The following is an 18674-nucleotide window of genomic DNA, read 5'->3' as shown; positions in this document are numbered from 1 at the left end:
CGTTTCAACGACCGGCATCCTCGAACAATAACGCCATATAGTCTTGCGCCAACTTTGGATAGTTCCTGTTAGCCAGCAGCCACTCTCGGCCACGCGCGCCCATTTGCGCACGCTCCTCAGCGCTCTTGGACTTCATTTCCAATATTCCAGCTACCAGCGCCTCGACATCACCGGCAGGCACATAAACCCCACACTCGGCCTCGTTTATCATCGATGGATAACCGCTATAGGATGCAATGACTGGCTTGCCAGCAAGCATGTAGTCGATCACTTTGTTGAGGGACTGCCCGTAGTGCCAGACCTTGGATGCATAGACCGAAAAGTACAGCAGATCAGACTTGGCAAGCGCTGACTGGACCCTGTCCCGCGAAATTTTAGGGGCGAAAGTGAGGTTAGCCAAGTGACCGTACTTCGTTTGGTAGTGCTCTTTCAACGCACCGTCGCCAATCATCAAAAACTCGATGTCGGTGTGATCACGCATCAACGCAGCGGCTTCAAAAAAAACCTCCAACGCATTGGTGATACCAATCGTACCGGCATGAACAACCCTAAACTTAGGCGTCGAAAAATACTGTTGCACGTACTCATCTGGCAGCTCTTTGGCTTCGCTCAGATGCTCGTCGCTGACGCCCATGGGGATGCAGAATACTGGACGACTCACGCCCGTCTCAGTACGCACATGCTCTGCAAGGTTAGGCATAGTGCCCACGATCAAATCCGACCTTTTGTAGGCGAGCTTCTCGAGAACAGATAACGCCTTCACGAACAGATTCCCGTTACTGAATCCACCCTCTTCCACAATTGTAAGTGGCCATATATCCCGTACCTCGAAAACCAGGCGGCATTTGTATTTACGTTTCAACAACAACCCATTGATGATGGTCAGCAACGAAAGGCTTGAAACAATAATTACGTCCGGGCGCGGCAAGGCTTTCTTATCCAGAAAAAACAGATTCCACTCAAAGTGAAACCAACTTAAAATTCGCGTGACGGACTTCGCAACGGAATACTTTAGTGTTTTCAGCCAGATAATCTTTACACCAGAGACCGTCTGCTCTGTGACTCGACGCTCCAAATCAGGTACATCAACCAGATTATTGGAGTCAGAGGTAATGACAACGGTCTCACAGCCGGCCTTGCTCATTTCCTCGATAAGAAACCAGCCGCGCCCACCAGGGCTGGACGCGGTCTTGGGTGAAAAATATTTCGTAATATACCAAATAGTCTTTTTCATCTGAAAGCAATCCAACCTCTTCAGATTTTATAAAGTTTTGGAATCGAATTAACCACTTTTATCACTCTATCGAAATCCATGCCCAGAGCATCCAAATACCATCGAATATTCTGGTACCGTGGCTGGTTTTCATTTTTTACCAGTTCCAGCGCTTTCTCGCGCGTCATCGCGCCTTCGCGAATCTGATTACTCCGAAAAGTGTCATGTTCAGAGAAACCAGCAACGGTGTAATAAATATAATTGTAAAACGCCGCTGTACCATCACCGATGCGCCAAGTGGTGCTGGTATCGACAGCTGTTTCCCAATCATATTGATTAATCAATGTGTCGTCGATGACCTGTTCATCCCAGCACCAGTAATCAAAGATGTGGTAATAGTCTTTTTTCTCGGTAAAACTGCGATAGTACTCGCCGGACAGCGTATCCCAGAGTGACGAGTTGAAGTACCCACGGCTCTTCAACATTGCTTTGAAACGTAGGCTTTGATACTCGAGCTGTTTCTGCCAGCCGTGCATGTAAACGCGTTTTTCTTCAAAATCCGGTGCAATACCTAAAAAACCGGCCTTAAAATGCGTTACTTCCAGCGGATTGACGCCCCACAGATTCAAACCGACACCTGTTTGTTGCTTCACCGTTTCGACGTGACGGAAAAAATGCTTGTCGCCCGCCGTCAAGATACTGATCATCCCGAGGTGTGGAGATTTAAGCCATGCTTCCAAATTTACGGCAATATTGCGGCGTTTTTTATCAATATCATCAGCAACAATAATGTTCTCGACGCCTAACTCCGCACACATTCTACTGATGTTGCGGCGCCCCAAGTCAGTGACCATGCCCCAATCGTAAGTGTACGTCACTGGATTCATCTCCAGCTCTTTGACAATGAGGTGCAGACCATAACAACTGTCTCGCCCACCCGAAAATGGAACGATACAGTCAAGCGCGCCATTACGACGATAAGGTTCAACCAGCTTGAAAAGCTCTTCTTTTGGCTTTGGAATATTACGTGGCTTGTAGGTATGGCAGTAGTTGCACACACCACTTGCATCGAAAGAGATAAACGGCATCGTTTCAGGAAGGATGCATTTAGTGCAACGACGAATGTCAGGCGTATAGTAAGTCAGTAATTTCTCTTCGGCCTGGTTGTATTTAAAAGGAGGAATGATGTTATGAGAACGCTTATTGTCATCAGCAATGGCAATATTTGTGCCCTGTGGTACATCAAGAATAACCGCCTCTTCCCTGACCTGAACAATGTCAGCACAGCCAATTTGAGACAACGGGTAACTTTCCGAAGAGAAACAAGTGCTGTTATTGGTTCGCCCCAAATATAAGCTACCGTTATTTGAAAAAATAATAGCCTTACTCAGCCGCGGAATGATTATCGCACAAGCGACAACGCCTTTACACAAGGCAAGGACATGACCGGCCAGTCCTTGTAAATCGTCGGCATTCTCTTGTAGATACTGTTCGGTAATAGCAGCAATCACTTCGCTGTCAATTTCAAGCTGTCGCTTGGGTTTTATCTCACTCCAGATTTCCGCATCATTGACGATGATGCCATTATGAAAAACACAGATACCCTCACGTACAACAGGCTGATTATCCGAAAGCCCATTGGTAATTAGCCGACTGTGGCCTACGACAAGCGTAGCGTTGGCGATAGGCGTACGCTTTAAAAGCTTTACCACGTCGTAGTCAGCCCGAACTACGCTGTAGCGCGCCGTGTCATAGGTCAGCAAACCGCTGGAGTCTTTGCCGCGCTGCATTGCATGTCTTGCCAAATATTCCAGGTCACTTTTGACGACAGCAGATGAAGAGATGAGACCGAATATACCGCACATAATAATAAATCCTGTGTAATCTGAAACCATCAAGGCCTAAACGGCCTTGTGATCGGAATCCTGTTTAACCAATGCCCATTCAGGAATAGACGCTCAAGCGTTTTCCCGTGATGCGAGCCACAAAACTCTGCAACCACTTCAGAACGCGATACCGCCCTTCCCAGTTCGGAAAATCAGTGTAATGATGAATGGGAGCACTCATGAAGCCATCGAACTCGGCACGCGAAATCCTCAACTTTTTACAAAAGTATGAGATGTCCAACTCCAACTGATCGGCGTCGTAAAGAGGTTCATTGAGCTTCTCGAGTGCCGCCTCCCTCGTCATCTGACCCGATACAATCAAACTCGCGTAGTGTGGCCGACGTTTGTCATACCCAAACTTGACCGGCAAGTAATAATTCTGGAACAACTTGGTAAACTGAGACTCACCATGCTTTCGCGCATAGGGTTTATAACCGACGGTCTTCTTCAACTCTTCCAGCGCCAGTTCCTTATCATAAGGCATGTAGTTCAGCGGCCTTACCGTCCGCATCTTTTTGAACAACGGATACCAAATATAATATTGAAAGAAGCTGATAGTTTTGTAGTTTTTAATCTTACTCGTGCCATATTTCTTGTGAATGGCTTTCAAGTTTATCGCGTCCATCGCCGTGCCGTGCCAAGAATCAGGAAACACGCCTTCAGTCGCGAGATTACCACCTGACAAAATGCAATCGATTCCATTTTTTATCGCAAAATGATAGAGACTGGAAAAGAAAATATGATCTTGTGGTACGTCCTGATTGGAAATGCCCGCACGAAGGTAGGATAAATGCAAGTCACGCATCTCTTCCCAATCTACCACGTGGGTATGCAAGTCATAACCGCAGTACTTGACGATAGCTTCAATATTAGCCACGGCCAATTCACTGTTCCATCCTGCGTCCACATGTACCACAAGCGGGCGCAAGCCCCACTCTTTAAGTTTAATAGCTAAATACGAACTATCGACGCCGCCACTGAGCCCCAAAATACAGTCGTATTCCTTACCCTCACCAGAGGCTTTAATCCGCTGGACTATCGCTTGCCACTTCTCCTTCCCTTCTTCACCAGGAAACCAGCTTGTCTTGGCGACACGTTCGAATTTCAGACAATGATTGCACACGCCTTCAGCGTTAAACTCAATCTGCTCATCTGACGTATCCATTACACATTTAGTGCAGATCTTGTATTCAGCGCTTTTTTCAAACATAACTATTGTCCTGGTTTTTCCTGGCGCAGACCATGAGTCCGATAAGCAACCCGATACCCGATGACAGCAAGGCGGTAGTCGCAGCCTGTTCTATTATTAGAACAGAGTAAGAGAAGCCTATATAAATAAAAATTGGATTATTCTTTCTGACATAAGCAGAATCTAAAATAAAAAACACCGCAGAAACCAAGAAAATCGTCAACAGGTAGAGAACAACCCCACCAGAGCCAAGTGCATACATAAATGCATTCGTATTGGCATTCAGACCTTCAAAGCCTAGATACTCCTCCCCGACCACAAAACTAATAGACTTGCCCCCGTCTATTCCCGTTAATGCCGACCATTTCACCGACTCCGACGTCATAAACTCGAAAAATGAGGCGTTCACCCAAGAGGGAACAGTAAATGCTCTCCTGAGGAAATAATCCGCCACGTAAGAATAGTTTGTTACGGTATATTCAAACACAAACACCACAAACGCTAAAACCAGCAATAGATATATACAAGCAAGGAAAAATTCAATTTTACGAACTCGCGCAGCATAACCAAGCAGCGCAGCAACCGTGATAAATAATATCGGCGCCTTCAACCCTAAAAGATAATAAAAAGCCAGCCAACATAAAAATGGAACAATCATTAACCATGACTTTTTCTTCCAGCAAGCCCAAAAAGCAACTAATGGTGCAAAGCCATTAATGATCGCTGTACTAAAGTAAGAGAAAAAAGACCCCGAGACAAATATCTCGCGACCTTCCAACCGTCGATCATACGATGTAGACAATTCAAAACCGGCAGAGGGCGTTGGGTTTAGGAGTACCATAACGACGCCCACAACAATCAAAACACACAAAAACAGAATGATACTACTTTGACTGATTAGACCCGGAAATCGAAAAACTGGCAGCTTCAATAAAATTATTTTGACGAACAATAAAGGAAAAAATAAAATCACAAAGTAGATCGCAAAACTTTCAAACGCTACCTCTCCTCTTATCGAATGCAATAGCGAATAAGGAAGCAATACAAAAAAACCGTAGAAAAAACAGAAAAAATCCGAAGGCTTATTTATTTTAGCCGGCACCATCATTGTAATAAGTAAAAAACCTATCGCAAAGCAGACGATGAAACCAATACCCAGCGAAATGGGAGCATATCCCATATAAGCGTTCGCCTCCTGCAACTGCACGACATAAGAGAGCATTATAAAAAATGCGATCACCAGCAACACCAACTGGTGATACAATTTTCTTTTAACTCCCTGTGGAGCATTCACTATCATAGCCGGATGTCTGTCGGATAATTTATTAACACTGCTCTATGTTTCCCATGGAAAACAAACATACTTCCCGCCGCGACGCCAGACACCTTACCTTCACGGATGGCGTATGACAAGTCATCCATTGAGCCGGCACCGCCGCAAATCACTACGGGAACATTAACGTTGCTGGTGATATTGAGTATGGGTTTTAAATCATAGCCAATCATGGTCCCATCACGATCGACATTATTTATAAATATCTCCCCGGCACCAGCGGCGACCAAATCACCTATGTGATCATCAAGGCTTCGCTTGACATCGACGGTCGCTGACTTTACACACACCTTATAGGCGCCGAACAAGTTCTTTCTTATATCAACTGCACCGACAATAGCTTGGCTACCAAATACATCGGCAGCTTCACGTATAATATTACTGGACTCTGCAACTGCTGTGTTGATGACAACTTTCTCGATACCAAGCCGGATGAGCTGCCTGATCTGGGCAAGCGTTTTTACCCCACCGCCGTAGGCCATGGGCATAAATGCTTCACCGGCCATTTCTTCAATCAATTGATAGTTGATTTCGCCGCCATTTTTTGAAACATCTATATCCAACACGACAATTTCGTCTGCTTCCTTGTCGCTGAATATTCTCACCGCATTCACAGGATCACCAATATAAACGGCGTCCTTGAATTTTTTTGTTTTGACCAACCCGTTCCCCCGAATCAGCAGGCAAGGAATAATGCGCGCGCGATGCATTTAAAGACCTCGGGCAAAAGAGTTCAGCAATTGTTTGCCGAAACGATGACTTTTTTCTGGGTGAAATTGTACACCGGCAATATTACCCCTGCTGACCCCAGCAGCAAATTCAATGCCATATTTAGCGCGTAGCATAATATCCTCTGGATTGTGAGGCTCCATATAGTAGCTATGCACAAAATAAAAACGCGCGTCTTCCTCCATATTCTGAAGTAACGGATTCGTTCTATTATCTGCCCACACCTCATTCCACCCCATGTGCGGTACACGCAGGCCGTCCATGTCAGGAAACTTATTCACTTGCATATCCAGCCAACCCAAACCCGATTCCTCACCCTCGGCACTTTTTGCACCCAACATCTGCGCACCTACACAAATGCCCAGGAGGGGTGTCTTTTGGCGCAGCACCTTTTCCTCCAAGACAGGCACCAGGCCACTCTCGCGCAGATTTTTCATGCATGCATCGAAGGAGCCGTTTCCCGGCAGAATGATCTTGTGGGCCTGCTCGATCTCCTGCGCGCTTGAAGTCACCACGGAGCGGATCCCCAAACGCATCAACATGTTAGACACGGCGGCGATATTACCAATGTCATAGTCAACGATGGCGATCATTTTTTTGCCCCTAAGCTAAAGCGATAGGACATGATTATATAGACGACGTAAAGCAAGGCATACCCAGCGCTATAAAATTTCAGCGCACTCTCGTAATGAGTGGGTACTGTCAAACACACAAACGTCATTATTAACAGCGCTATCTGCCAAAATAAATCCACGTGCTGCTTTCCCGCGATGTAGACCATGTAGCTCAAAGGGCTTGCGATGAAGGCCAATGAGAAATAAGGCAACATCCATATTGCAATAGCAGCTGAAACACGCCACTGCTCTCCGAAAGCAATAACGAATAGCGTTTCACTCAGAAACAATATTGCAACGACAAACACTATCGAACCACCTGATAACACCTTGAATGTCTGAAGGTAGATATCGCGACACTCGCCATACTCACGATAACGAGTGGCAGCATGGCGCTTGAAGACATCAAGTACAGACTTGCCCAGCAACCCCAATGGTGCCCCGAGGATACGGAGGGTCATTGCAAGCAGACCTGCCACTTCGGCACCATAACGACTAGCGACAATGATGATTGGTAATTGTGCGGCGGCCGTGTTGATTGCATCGGCAGGCAGAGAAAGCAAGGGAAACCGACGCTGCCTGTACCAAAAAGCCTTAACCGACTCAAATTTTCTATATTCAACCGGTAGCTTTCCAATAGGCATCAGCGTAGTACATAAGGCACATGCGAGCATGCCTCCCACTAAATAGCCCAGCGCTAACACAACTGCATCCGGCTGAAAAAGACCAATGATAATCTGTGAAACTGTTATGGCACCTGCATTGGCAACCCTCATGACCGTGAGCTTTCTATAAGCCCCCTCCGCCGCCGCCCAAGATTGCCAGGACTGCACAATGGCAATGGTCATCGCCGTGGGCAGGGTACAAAGCAACAGCGGGAGGGCTAACTTTTGCTGGATCGCGGGAAACAGGACTGTAGCAGCCACCAACAGAACCAAGAGGAAGAATGATGCAATACCAGCAGTCACCAGTGTTGATACAAACGCCAACCTTCGAGGATCACCATCGGCCTCAATGGCCAGCGAAGTTTCAAATCTGCCGGTTATGATGACACTAATAAAAACAACTACGCCCAACCACGACGCATACACACCAAATTCACCAGGCGAGAATATTCTCGCGAGAATCAGCGCACCGATAATAGGAATAGCTTGAGCAACCGCCGACCCGGTCAGCACCGAGGCTATGCTCTTCCAGTAGTCGTTTTTTATATTCACCCTCATTATAAGAAATTCACCACGCCGCTCCCATCCACCTGAAATATATGAAGAACAATAATTTTCACTGGTGAATGACTGTTACGCGTCAATACGCGTTAAACCCACAGCCCTCAACCCGTGGCAACTTCGACAATTCTCTCTTGGTCTTCTGCACTCAAATAGGGCCCCATCGGCAAACTTATGACTTGCTCTGCAAGCCGATCACCCACGGGTAAATGCACACTATGATCAGCTACCGCAGGCTGTTTGTTGAGCGGTATTGGATAGTGAATCGCAGTGGGAATTTCAGCCGCCTTGAGCTTCTGTTGCAAATGGTCACGCGCGTCAACGCACACTGTATATTGAGCCCAAGCGCTGCTATTGAAAGGCTCTATATAAGGTGTCATGAATGCACCACTGGCAGCGAATAGCTCGTCGTATCTCTTTGCAACGCGGTCACGCATCGCCAGCTCTTCTACAAAAATCTCGAGTTTCGGAAGTAAGATAGCCGCCTGCAACGTATCCAGCCGGCTGTTGACGCCCACACGAACATGATGGTAGCGCCGGTCTTGACCGTGCCTCGATATTTGCCTGATTATCAGCGCCAGGGTTTCATCATCGGTAAAGATCGCTCCGCCATCCCCATAGCAGCCCAACGGCTTACTTGGAAAGAAACTGGTGCATGCAATGGTACTCAAGTTGCACGAACGCCGCCCCTTATAGACGGCACCAAAGCTCTGCGCAGCATCTTCGATTACCGGGACGCCATATTTTTCCGCGATACTATTAATCTCGTCAAAGTCGGCGCATTGACCATAAAGAGAAACAGGAATAATTGCCTTTGTACGAGGAGTGATTGCCGCTTCAAGTTGCTTGGGATCTAGATTGTAAGTCTTGGGATCAACGTCTATGTAGATCGGCTTGGCACCCAATAATGCTGTCGTTTCAGCCGTTGCAATATAGGTGAACCCGGGGATAATAACTTCGTCTCCTTGACCAACGCCCAAGGCCATCAGCGCAATCTGCAGGGCGTCTGTTCCATTGGCACAGGTAATGCAAAACCTTGCACCTACAAACTCCGCGAGCTTGCCTTCAAGCTCAACGACCTCGGGCCCAAGTATATATTGCCCATGCGCGAGAACCCGTTGGATACCCGCATCGATCTTGTCTTTTATCCGCGCTTGCTGAGACTTCAAATCAATGAATTCAATCATTTAAATTCCCACGTGCCTTAATTGATTACCAGACAATACATAGCTCACATTCGTATGCTGACAGCGAGCCACGGCTTCGCCGCTCAACGGCAGATCGAGCCGCTCTCCATACTCACTCATCCAGCCAATTTGCTGCGCAGGAACACCAACCATCAGTGCATATGCCGGCACATCTTTATTGACGACAGCACCTGCGCCGACAAAAGCAAATTCACCAATCGTTACACCACAGACAATCGTGCAATTCGCACCCAGCGTTGCGCCTTTTTTAACAAGCGTATTACGGTATTCATTTTTACGCTCAACAAACGAGCGCGGATTATAGACATTTGTGAACACCATGCTGGGACCGCAAAAAACACCGTCTTCCAATGTCACGTTGTCATATACAGAAACATTATTCTGAATCTTGCACTTGTCGCCGATAATTACACTGTTACCCACGAATACATTTTGACCCAGCGATACGTTTTCGCCGATAACAGCCCCCGCACAGACATGCACAAAATGCCAAACGCGCGATCCACGACCAATTTTGGCACCATCATCTATGACAGCACTTGGGTGAGCGGTATATTCCATCGTCTTACTCAATAAATAGTCATCAATAACACGGAAAATTTAGGATAGCGCCTCAGTAACCCGTCTTCCACCGTCCGTTCTAAAGCGGTTAGCTGACAGCGGGACCTACACGCCCCTGCAAACACATGCTGATTAGATAAATAAGATGCCTAAGGTACAGGATTCGCGGCCCCATGGAAAATGCGCGCTCCGCTCAAGAGCACGCCGCTTCTTCAGGAAATCCAACGAGGCGCGCCCGATTTCGTACACGGGGGGGGCACTCACCGAGTTCGCGAGACGTCCAGCACGCCTCAGAAGCCGAACTGGACGTCTCGCGAACGCTTGCGGGGGGAATCAGCATTGCGCTCAACAAGGCAACGCCAACCTTTCAAGACTTCGCGAGGTACTCCGCGATTCTGAAGGATGCTGTCCCTCCACCGTAAAGCTGATCGCTGTCGGTCACGACCCTGTTAAGGTGGCTGGAAACGGCGTGGACGATGGCTTCCTCATTTGCACTCACCAACACGTTGGCACCCAGGTCGACAAGCTCGACCCATTCTGTTTGCTCACGTACCGTGACACATGCTTTATTGAAGAAAAACGCTTCCTTTTGTACACCACCGCTATCTGTGAGTACCAGGCCCGCCCTTTGTAGAAGCCAGATCATTTCCAGGTAGCCAACTGGATCAATCAAATTCACTTCCAGCGTCAAACCAGCCTTTTGAATGGCAGCCCGTGTACGCGGATGCAACGGCAACACTACCGGCGCAATGGTTCGATGCACGGCATTCAACGCGGTGACAAGGGCAGTAAGTCTCTCAGGGTCATCGGTATTTTCTGCCCTGTGCAAGGTCGCAAGTACGAAGCCGCTACTGTGTGTGAAGTTTTTTGGCGAGCAGGCTCGTTGCGCAAAAAACAGCGCGCTGTCCTGCATAACGTCACCTACATTCAATACGTGGACGGGCTTGTTGGAGAACCCCTCCCGCGCCAGATTGTCGACAGCAGTCTGCGTCGGGCAAAATAATATATCGCTTACCTGATCGGTAACAATCCTGTTTATTTCTTCGGGCATGCGCATATTATAACTGCGCAATCCCGCCTCAATATGCGCAACGGGCACATGGAGCTTTGCAGCAACCAAGGCACCTGCCAACGTCGAATTGGTATCGCCATAAACCAAGACCCGATCAGGTTTTTCCTTAATCATGGCTTGCTCGATCTCGATCATCATTCGCCCGGTCATTTCACCATGCGAACCGCCATGGATATCCAATTGATAGTCAGGCCGCGGGATACCCAACTGCTCAAAAAAGATATCAGACATGTTCGAGTCGAAGTGCTGCCCCGTGTGTACGATAACTTCGTCCAACTCCGAGCGTTGCGCAATTGCCATTGAAACCACGCTGGCTTTGATAAACTGTGGGCGCGCACCAATAATAGTAAAGATTTTCAATCTGTCACCCCACGCTAGAATTTTTCATAAAACTCGATCAACTTTTTACTTTCAACATCCCAATTATAACGTGTATAAACCGCCTGCTGGCCGTTACGCCCCATCTGTTTGGCGCGTTCAGGGTTATTGATGAGGTAATCAATTCCGTCAGCGACAGCCTGTGGATTCAACGGATCGACACACACGCCGCAGTCACTGCCTTCTATGAGATCCCGCCATAACGGAAAATTTGAGGCAATGACGGGAATACCCGAGGACATGTATTCGAACATTTTATTAGGCTGCGCATCTATGTGGTTCGGAAGCGGATGAAACGTGACCAGCCCCGCGACTGAGCGCCCCAGCACCTCTCGCACTTCACTTCTGCCTAGCTGCCCGCAGGCGTTGACAGATGTCCAGCCAGCTAGTTTTTTTACTTCCGTTTCGACCTCACTCTCCGAAAATTCGCCGACCAGATTGAGGCGCACGGCACTTTTTATTAACGACAAGGACTTGATGACTTCGCTTATTCCGCGGATGGAAGCAATGCCGCCTACATAGCAGACTTCATGCTGTTTATTTTCCCACGGAACTTCAGCATCAAGCTCACCAATCATCGGATAATTATTGATGTCAAGCACTACCGAATTCATGGTGAGAAACTTATCACGTATAAAGGGTGTCGCCGTGACAACGCCGTCGAGCTTCGAACAGACATAACGCTCGTAAATGGAAAAAACACCTGATATCAATCGTCGAAACACAGGATGAAGGTAAGGTTTGCTGAGCAATTGCCTTGGAACATCTTCGTGCGAGTCAAAGATGACGATTTTACCTTGTCTTTTTAACTTCAGGCCAATCGGCAACAATTCTGGGTCATGCAGATGGTATATATCGGCATTGATGTCCAATGCTTTTTTAAAGACATTGCGAGTCGTGCGAAAGATTCGATTCAAACGCCCTGGAAGTAACCCCGCATCAACGATGCGTACAGCCTCGATACATTCATCTCCCTTGCCATCAGCAACAATCAAGGAGACATCGTATCCGTGTTCTGCCAACGTCCTGCATTCCTTTCGAAAAATGCGTATGTCGTATCGCGGATGCGCCGAGGTCACATGAGCTACTTTTAACAAATTACCTCCAGGTAATTGTAGTGATTTACTAAAGTTTAAACCGTGGTTACGCGCCTAGTCGCCAGGAGCCGTCAATCCCTAATGGGAAATGCACGGGAGGCACGCCTAGGGTTCGAGACGGCGCTGCAGGTAGATCCAATCAACGATTTCACCGTCAGGGGCATAACCACTGACAGTGTCACGCAGCAACTGCCTGACACGGGAGTAGTCATCCTGATCCACAGCGGCGATGAGTTCCACCAGCTTGGACTTCAGAACTTCCCAGTCCAGATGATCTTCATTGGCACTCATGATCATGGGGTGCTGCGTCGCAACGACGTTATCGCCGATCAGCAGCTCTTCGTACAGTTTTTCTCCTGGGCGCAACCCTGTGAACTCAATAGCAATATCCCCTTGGGGATTTTTTTCGGATCGCACACTCAGGCCTGACAGGTGAATCATCTTTTCGGCCAGCTCGACAATCCTGACCGGCTCGCCCATATCAAGAACAAAAACGTCTCCGCCCTGCCCCATGGACCCCGCTTGGATTACCAACTGCGCAGCCTCGGGAATTGTCATGAAATAACGAGTGATTTTCGGATGGGTGACGGTGAGCGGCCCCCCGGATTTAATTTGCCGATGGAACAGGGGAATAACGGATCCAGAGGATCCCAGCACATTGCCAAACCGAACCATGGTGAAGCGTGTTTTATTGACACGGGAAATATTCGACTTCTCGCCAAACAACACAGGTGCAATTTCGCGACTGAGGCCCTGAAGCGTCAACTCTGCAAGTCTTTTAGTACTTCCCATCACATTGGTTGGGCGCACCGCTTTATCTGTGGAAATCAGTACGAAATTGGAAACACCGGCCTGCAGTGCTGCTTGAGCGGTATTGAGTGTCCCCATGACGTTGTTCAATACACCTTCAGCTATGTTGTGCTCGACCATAGGCACGTGCTTATAAGCCGCCGCGTGATATACCGTGTCTACGCGCCAGGTTTTCATAACATCGAGGAGTTTACCTTGATTGCGCACTGAGCCCAGTATCGGCAGCAATCGAACAGGCAAGGACTCGTGGCTGATACGTTGCTCCAGTTCCGACAGTATGGTGTAAAGATTGAATTCGCTGTGATCGAACAACAACACCGTGGTTGGCTGCAACGACAGTATTTGGCGGCACAATTCGGAACCAATCGATCCCCCTGCGCCGGTCACCATGACGCTTTTGCCTTTGATACAGCGCTCAAGCAACTCGCTCTGAGCGGGGACGGCATCTCGTCCCAGCAGGTCGGCAATGTCAACTTCCTGAATATCGTCGACTTTTACTCGCCCACTCGCGAGATCCATGAAACCAGGTACGCTGCGCACGTGAAGCGGAAACCCCTCGAGAAATCCGAGAATTTCCCGGCGGCGCGCACGGTTGGATGACGGGATCGCGAGGAGAATCTCTTGCGCACCGGTCAAATCGATCATTCGCTGGATATTTTTTGGCTTGTAAACCATCAAGCCAGAGATCACTCGGTCAGAAATGCCGACATCATCATCGATAAACGCGACCGGGCGCATCAATCGGCCCATACGCAGTGCAGCGACCAATTGGTTTCCGGCCGCGCCGGCACCGTAGATGGCCACGCGGGGAAGGCCATCTTCACGATTTGTAAAAGGCACATGCTGAGACGCTTCGAACCAATCTCCGAGAAAGTATTGGCGCATGGCAAGCCTTAGCCCGCCAATCATGATGAGGCTTAGCCACCAATAATTGAAAATAATGGAGCGCGGTACCACACTTTGTTGAGTGCCGTACCAGTAAACAATAATTCCCAGAATCAAGGATGACAGGCTCACGGCCTTTATGATCGCGATCAGGGCGTCGTTACCGAAATAACGCATGACTGCTCGGTACATCCCAAACCGGATAAACAGTGGAATGGCGACCAAGGGAGCGCTGAAGAACAACCAGGGATGCGAGATGATCGGGTTGGCAATATCGTCAATACCCAGCCGTACCAAAAACGACATCCAAAGCGCTATCCAGACCAGCACGACGTCTGTAGTCACTTGAATCAGACGTTTCTGATGGCGTGGCAACGCCAGCAGCAACGTTCTTAATCTCCCCATAACCCCTTCGAACACCTTTTGCTGCTCCTGCAACCTACATCATTGACGGTACGTGCCAATGGACTACGCACCATTATGTGTCTTCAAACTTGAATCGAGAATGCTGCCTATTAAGAGAAGCAAGGCTCAGGCGCCTGTCGCCGCCTCGATTACCTTTTTCAATACAGCGCAGGTCTTATCTATTTCCGCCGAGCTGAGCGTGGGATGAACCAGAAACATCAAACTGGTTTCACCGAGTACCTTTGCGACAGGTAGGCGTTCAGCAGGCCGCCAGCCTGTACCATCGAAGGCTTTCTCAAGGTACACCTCTGAGCAGGAGCCAGAAAAACACGGCACGCCGAGCGCAGCCATTTCCGATAGGATTCGATCACGACTCCAGTCGGGTCGAAGTTGTGCAGGCTCAATGAAAACATAGCATTTATAGGCAGCGTGAACGTAATCCGACGGTACAACAGGAACTCGCACCCCTTTCAAACCCGCTGCACACTCCCAGATGCGTTGCGCATTAGCTACGCGACTCTCGCGCCAGGCAGGCATCCGTCGTAGCTGGATTCGCCCCACGACGCCTTGGACCTCCAGCATGCGCCAGTTGGTCCCGAACCCCTCATGCACCCATCGGAACCCCGGTGGGTGCTCGCGCTCATAAACGGCCTCCCAGCTCTTGCCATGATCTTTGAACGCCCACATTGCCAGCCAAAGTTTACGGTCACTGGTGGTGACCATGCCACCCTCGCCTCCCGTGGTCATGATTTTGTCCTGGCAGAACGACCATGCGCCAATGTCGCCAATAGAGCCGACAGCACGCCCTTTATAGGTAGCACCATGAGCTTGGGCGCAGTCTTCAATCACTTTCAGGCCATGTTGTTGAGCCAGCGCGATGATGGGGTCCATGTCGCACGGCCAGCCGGCGAGGTGTACGCAAACGACCGCACGTGTTCGAGGAGTCAATACCGCCTCGATGGTCTGAGCCGTGATGTTCTGCGAGTCCGGATCCACGTCAGCGAACACAGGGATGGCCCCCGCGTTGACGATGCTGGAAACCGAAGCAAGGAAGGTCCGCGACGTGACAATCACCTCATCTCCGGCCCCAATGCCCAGGGCCTGCAACGCCAGATCCAACGCCACGGTGCCGTTAGCAAGTGCGATTGCATATTCAGTCCCCACCCAGGCGGCAAACTCTTTCTCGAACTCCCGGCACTCGGTGCCGGTCCAGTAGTTGACTTTATTCGAGAGAATCACGTCTCGCACGGCGTCAGCCTCTTCTACGGTAAAAGAAGGCCAAGGGGAGAAAGAAGTATTCAGCACAACGCAGTACCTATGAAATCCGAAAAATTAAGACGCTGTACGTGCGCCCCCATTTACAAGGCCTTTGCAGGCACTCCGACCACGGTGAGTGAGTCAGTGATGTCGCTCACCACTACAGAGCCAGCACCGACAATTACTTTTTGACCAATTTGTATCGATTGTTTCACGCTCGCGCCGATACCAACCCAACTCAGATCACCCACCTGAACACCACCGGCGAGTCTGGCGCCAGGGCTTATGTGAGTAAAGTTTCCCAACTGACAGTCATGATCAACACTGCATCCGGTGTTAAGGATAGTCCCTCGACCCACCCGCGCATCCACATTTATCACGACGCCCGCGAACACGACTGAGCCGGCACCAACCAATGCACGAGGGCTGATCACTGCCGAAGGGTGTACCAAGGTAGCCAACTGCCCTCCCGCCGCCTCCAAGGCCTCTACTTTAGCAAGGCGCACGCTGTTGTTTCCAATCGCAACTATGACCGCATCAAACTCCCCGACTCTACTTAGCAGCGAGGTCGTGTCACCGGTGATCGGCCAATAGCCATTTAGCGTGCGCGCGGGCCAGTCATCTGCGAAGAACTCTATGCACTGCCAACCACAAGACTCGGCAGTGTCAGCCACCACCTTTCCATGCCCCCCCGCTCCCAAAATGGCTAGCCGCTTCAATGCACGCCTCCTTTCCGATTTGATAGCCTGATTTCGCTGTCCCTTATGCCTCGAAAGGCAACGACGGCACAATCGCAAATAATGCGCTCAGGCCTCTTCGGAACGTATCCGATAACTGAAAAATCACGATCAGAAAACATAAGCCATACCTGATAGTCCATTCAGAGCCTAGGTACTAACAATGTTTCGATCAGCGGCGTAGCAAATACGCCGTACGCGCGAGCACCTATTTCATTGAGATGACTATTATCCATGTAAATAAGTTGGCCTTGATGATAGGGAGCGTCTGCAAAAAACTCGCTGCGGGATAAATCTAAAAACTCAGCCCCCTTGTAGTGGCCGACAACAGCGGCGACCTTCGCATTCTCCTGCCGCCAATCCTTGTCTTCACTGACACGAGTAGGCAAGCCAAGCGCTTTAAAACGTCGCACCCGAAGCAAACTGACATCAAACATCGGCACTTGAGCAAGTACAATGACGCGCACATTGCGTTTATTTGTCTGCTCCAGAAAATTCGAAAACGCAGTCATGAATGCCGTGTTTGGGGCCTGCCATTGCCACATTGCAGCGACAACAATAATTCGGGCCTGCTCCACATAGGGCGCCAGCGCAGAGATCTGGGAGCGACAAGAGGCCTGGGCAAACTCGGGTAACCGCTCTACATCAAACCCAGGAATCGGTACGCAACTGCTTCCGGTAATAACTCTCGCAGAAAACTTGTTTTTTTCGCCGACGACGTCAAAAAACTCATTCAATTGTGCAGCGTGGCTGTCACCAAGCACCAGCACACTTGGCTTTTCGGCATGATCTCCTCGCACACAGTCACCCACGATCTGCCCGTGGCATATTTCCGCGCCGGATGCATAACGGGTCATCTCCACGGGCAGGGGTGTCTCAACAGAACCATTGAGCCGTGAACTCAAAATGTAGACGAGCGTGGCGACAAGCATAACAACCCCCGCCCCCGAGGCACGCCCCCACATTCCACGCCCTCTCCGCGCAGGCTCTTCCACCCACCGGAAGGACATCCAAGAAAGCAAGTAAGTGATGACGACAAAACTGAACAACCACACACCCGGTAACTCATCATGACCCAGGTAATAACGCATGAACGCCAAGACCGGCCAATGCCAGAGATAAAGCGAATAAGAGAGGGCCCCCAACCACACAAAAGCCCGCGTGGAAATAAATTGGCTAACGAAACTGCCTTTTGCCGCAATCAGCATGCCGGTTGCCAAGCACGGCAAGGCAGCAGAAAACCCAGGGAAATGCTTTTCGTCTATGTAAACGAAGCAAGCACCCAGCAAGGCTAAACCGGCAACCGAAACCACGGAGGCAACCTGGGATGACCAACGATTACCAACACCTGCAACGGCAATGAACGCACCTACCAGAAACTCAGGCACTCGCGCCGCAAGCGAGAAATAGACGTGCTTTGAGTTTTCCGGAAGGCTCAGCGCCCATTCTGCGTAGACAAAAAAAGCAACACACATCCCACCCAACAACGGACCCCGCCACTTGCGTGGCGTCCACAAAATCAGGGCCGGCAAGAAAACATAGAACTGCATTTCAATAGCCAACGACCATGTATGCAGTAAGGGGAGCTCATGCGCCCCCGGAGCGAAATAGCTGCCGAAAACGGAAAAATATTGGTTACTTCGGAAAAAAAAGGCCGAAACCACAGATTTCTTAAAGTAAGAGAAATCACTATGAATAAATAAAATCGAAGAGATACAGGTCACGACCACAAGCATGGCAATATACACGGGCACGATGCGCTTGACCCGTTGCCAGTAAAAACCGCTCCAACTAAAAGCTTTTTCACGCTCAATAATGATAGAAGAAATCAAGAAACCGGAAATTACAAAAAAAATATCTACGCCTATAAAGCCAGCAGGAAGCCAACTTCTTTGCGCATGGAAAATTATTACTGCAAGGACCGCAATAGCTCGCAATCCCTGCACATCACCGCGGAATTTGAGCTTCGCGTCAGAGAGTCCTGCTTCAGCAACGAAACCAGGCGCATTTCTCGTTCCAATCAGGTTCACTAAGCTTGCTCAACTTCTCAACAGGAGTAGAAGTGGATGGCTTC

15 protein-coding genes are annotated in these 18674 nt (G+C 49.3%); all 15 read right to left on the bottom strand.

The genetic code is table 11. The features are described 5' to 3' along the window. Window positions 1-4: 4 nt before the first annotated feature. Window positions 5-1234 (bottom strand): glycosyltransferase family 4 protein, encoded by a 1230-nt coding sequence (locus tag JFU04_RS07655; RefSeq protein WP_201143787.1) that lies wholly within the window; start codon window positions 1232-1234, stop codon window positions 5-7. 20 nt (window positions 1235-1254) lie between these two features. Beyond that, window positions 1255-3108, bottom strand: a complete 1854-nt coding sequence (locus JFU04_RS07650; RefSeq protein ID WP_242485958.1) for a hypothetical protein — start codon at window positions 3106-3108, stop codon at window positions 1255-1257. Between the two features lie 49 nt (window positions 3109-3157). Beyond that, the gene (locus JFU04_RS07645; protein ID WP_201143785.1) at window positions 3158-4309 is read right to left on the bottom strand and encodes an N-acetyl sugar amidotransferase; all 1152 of its coding nucleotides are present in this window, start codon (window positions 4307-4309) and stop codon (window positions 3158-3160) included. Next, window positions 4302-5582 (bottom strand): hypothetical protein, encoded by a 1281-nt coding sequence (locus JFU04_RS07640; protein ID WP_201143784.1) that lies wholly within the window; start codon window positions 5580-5582, stop codon window positions 4302-4304. The genes JFU04_RS07645 and JFU04_RS07640 overlap by 8 nt, the downstream gene beginning before the upstream one ends. A 2-nt stretch (window positions 5583-5584) precedes the next feature. After that, window positions 5585-6331, bottom strand: a complete 747-nt coding sequence (locus JFU04_RS07635; RefSeq protein WP_201143783.1) for an AglZ/HisF2 family acetamidino modification protein — start codon at window positions 6329-6331, stop codon at window positions 5585-5587. Beyond that, window positions 6332-6943, bottom strand: coding sequence for an imidazole glycerol phosphate synthase subunit HisH (gene hisH, locus JFU04_RS07630; protein ID WP_201143782.1), 612 nt, complete (start codon window positions 6941-6943; stop codon window positions 6332-6334). Continuing rightward, complete coding sequence (locus tag JFU04_RS07625; protein WP_201143781.1) at window positions 6940-8187, bottom strand: lipopolysaccharide biosynthesis protein; 1248 nt, start codon at window positions 8185-8187, stop codon at window positions 6940-6942. Before JFU04_RS07625 ends, hisH begins: the two co-directional genes overlap by 4 nt. A gap of 107 nt (window positions 8188-8294) precedes the next feature. Continuing rightward, window positions 8295-9377: a DegT/DnrJ/EryC1/StrS family aminotransferase gene (locus JFU04_RS07620; protein ID WP_201143780.1), complete on the bottom strand. Its 1083-nt coding sequence runs from the start codon at window positions 9375-9377 to the stop codon at window positions 8295-8297. Continuing rightward, entirely contained in the window at window positions 9378-9959 is a 582-nt protein-coding gene (locus tag JFU04_RS07615; RefSeq protein ID WP_201143779.1) for an acyltransferase, read from the bottom strand. Between the two features lie 367 nt (window positions 9960-10326). Next, window positions 10327-11391, bottom strand: coding sequence for a non-hydrolyzing UDP-N-acetylglucosamine 2-epimerase (wecB, locus tag JFU04_RS07610; RefSeq protein WP_201143778.1), 1065 nt, complete (start codon window positions 11389-11391; stop codon window positions 10327-10329). Between the two features lie 14 nt (window positions 11392-11405). Continuing rightward, window positions 11406-12488 carry a glycosyltransferase family 4 protein gene (locus JFU04_RS07605; protein ID WP_342389453.1) on the bottom strand — a complete coding sequence of 361 codons (1083 nt, stop codon included), beginning with the start codon at window positions 12486-12488 and terminating at the stop codon, window positions 11406-11408. 123 nt (window positions 12489-12611) lie between these two features. Continuing rightward, window positions 12612-14606 (bottom strand): polysaccharide biosynthesis protein, encoded by a 1995-nt coding sequence (locus JFU04_RS07600; RefSeq protein ID WP_201146328.1) that lies wholly within the window; start codon window positions 14604-14606, stop codon window positions 12612-12614. A 126-nt stretch (window positions 14607-14732) separates the two neighbouring features. Next, the gene (locus JFU04_RS07595; RefSeq protein WP_201143776.1) at window positions 14733-15911 is read right to left on the bottom strand and encodes an aminotransferase class V-fold PLP-dependent enzyme; all 1179 of its coding nucleotides are present in this window, start codon (window positions 15909-15911) and stop codon (window positions 14733-14735) included. 53 nt (window positions 15912-15964) lie between these two features. Further along, entirely contained in the window at window positions 15965-16582 is a 618-nt protein-coding gene (locus JFU04_RS07590) for an acetyltransferase (RefSeq protein ID WP_201143775.1), read from the bottom strand. A 161-nt stretch (window positions 16583-16743) separates the two neighbouring features. After that, window positions 16744-18630, bottom strand: coding sequence for an acyltransferase family protein (locus JFU04_RS07585; RefSeq protein WP_342389433.1), 1887 nt, complete (start codon window positions 18628-18630; stop codon window positions 16744-16746). Between the last annotated feature and the right edge of the window lie 44 nt (window positions 18631-18674).

It is taken from the genome of Pseudomonas sp. TH21, assembly GCF_016651025.1.
Lineage (GTDB): Bacteria > Pseudomonadota > Gammaproteobacteria > Pseudomonadales > Pseudomonadaceae > Aquipseudomonas > Aquipseudomonas aylmerensis.
Note: the sequence above shows the minus strand (reverse complement) of the source record. Positions and strands in the feature narration are given on the sequence as shown.

Excerpts from the sequence above, each read along its gene's own strand:
- JFU04_RS07635 (WP_201143783.1), bottom strand. The coding sequence starts at position 6,331 with ATGCATCGCGCGCGCATTATTCCTTGCCTGCTGATTCGGGGGAACGGG.
- JFU04_RS07625 (WP_201143781.1), bottom strand. The coding sequence starts at position 8,187 with ATGAGGGTGAATATAAAAAACGACTACTGGAAGAGCATAGCCTCGGTG.
- JFU04_RS07655 (WP_201143787.1), bottom strand. The coding sequence starts at position 1,234 with ATGAAAAAGACTATTTGGTATATTACGAAATATTTTTCACCCAAGACC.
- hisH (WP_201143782.1), bottom strand. The coding sequence starts at position 6,943 with ATGATCGCCATCGTTGACTATGACATTGGTAATATCGCCGCCGTGTCT.
- JFU04_RS07645 (WP_201143785.1), bottom strand. The coding sequence starts at position 4,309 with ATGTTTGAAAAAAGCGCTGAATACAAGATCTGCACTAAATGTGTAATG.
- JFU04_RS07600 (WP_201146328.1), bottom strand. The coding sequence starts at position 14,606 with ATGGGGAGATTAAGAACGTTGCTGCTGGCGTTGCCACGCCATCAGAAA.
- JFU04_RS07620 (WP_201143780.1), bottom strand. The coding sequence starts at position 9,377 with ATGATTGAATTCATTGATTTGAAGTCTCAGCAAGCGCGGATAAAAGAC.
- JFU04_RS07615 (WP_201143779.1), bottom strand. The coding sequence starts at position 9,959 with ATGGAATATACCGCTCACCCAAGTGCTGTCATAGATGATGGTGCCAAA.
- JFU04_RS07650 (WP_242485958.1), bottom strand. The coding sequence starts at position 3,108 with ATGGTTTCAGATTACACAGGATTTATTATTATGTGCGGTATATTCGGT.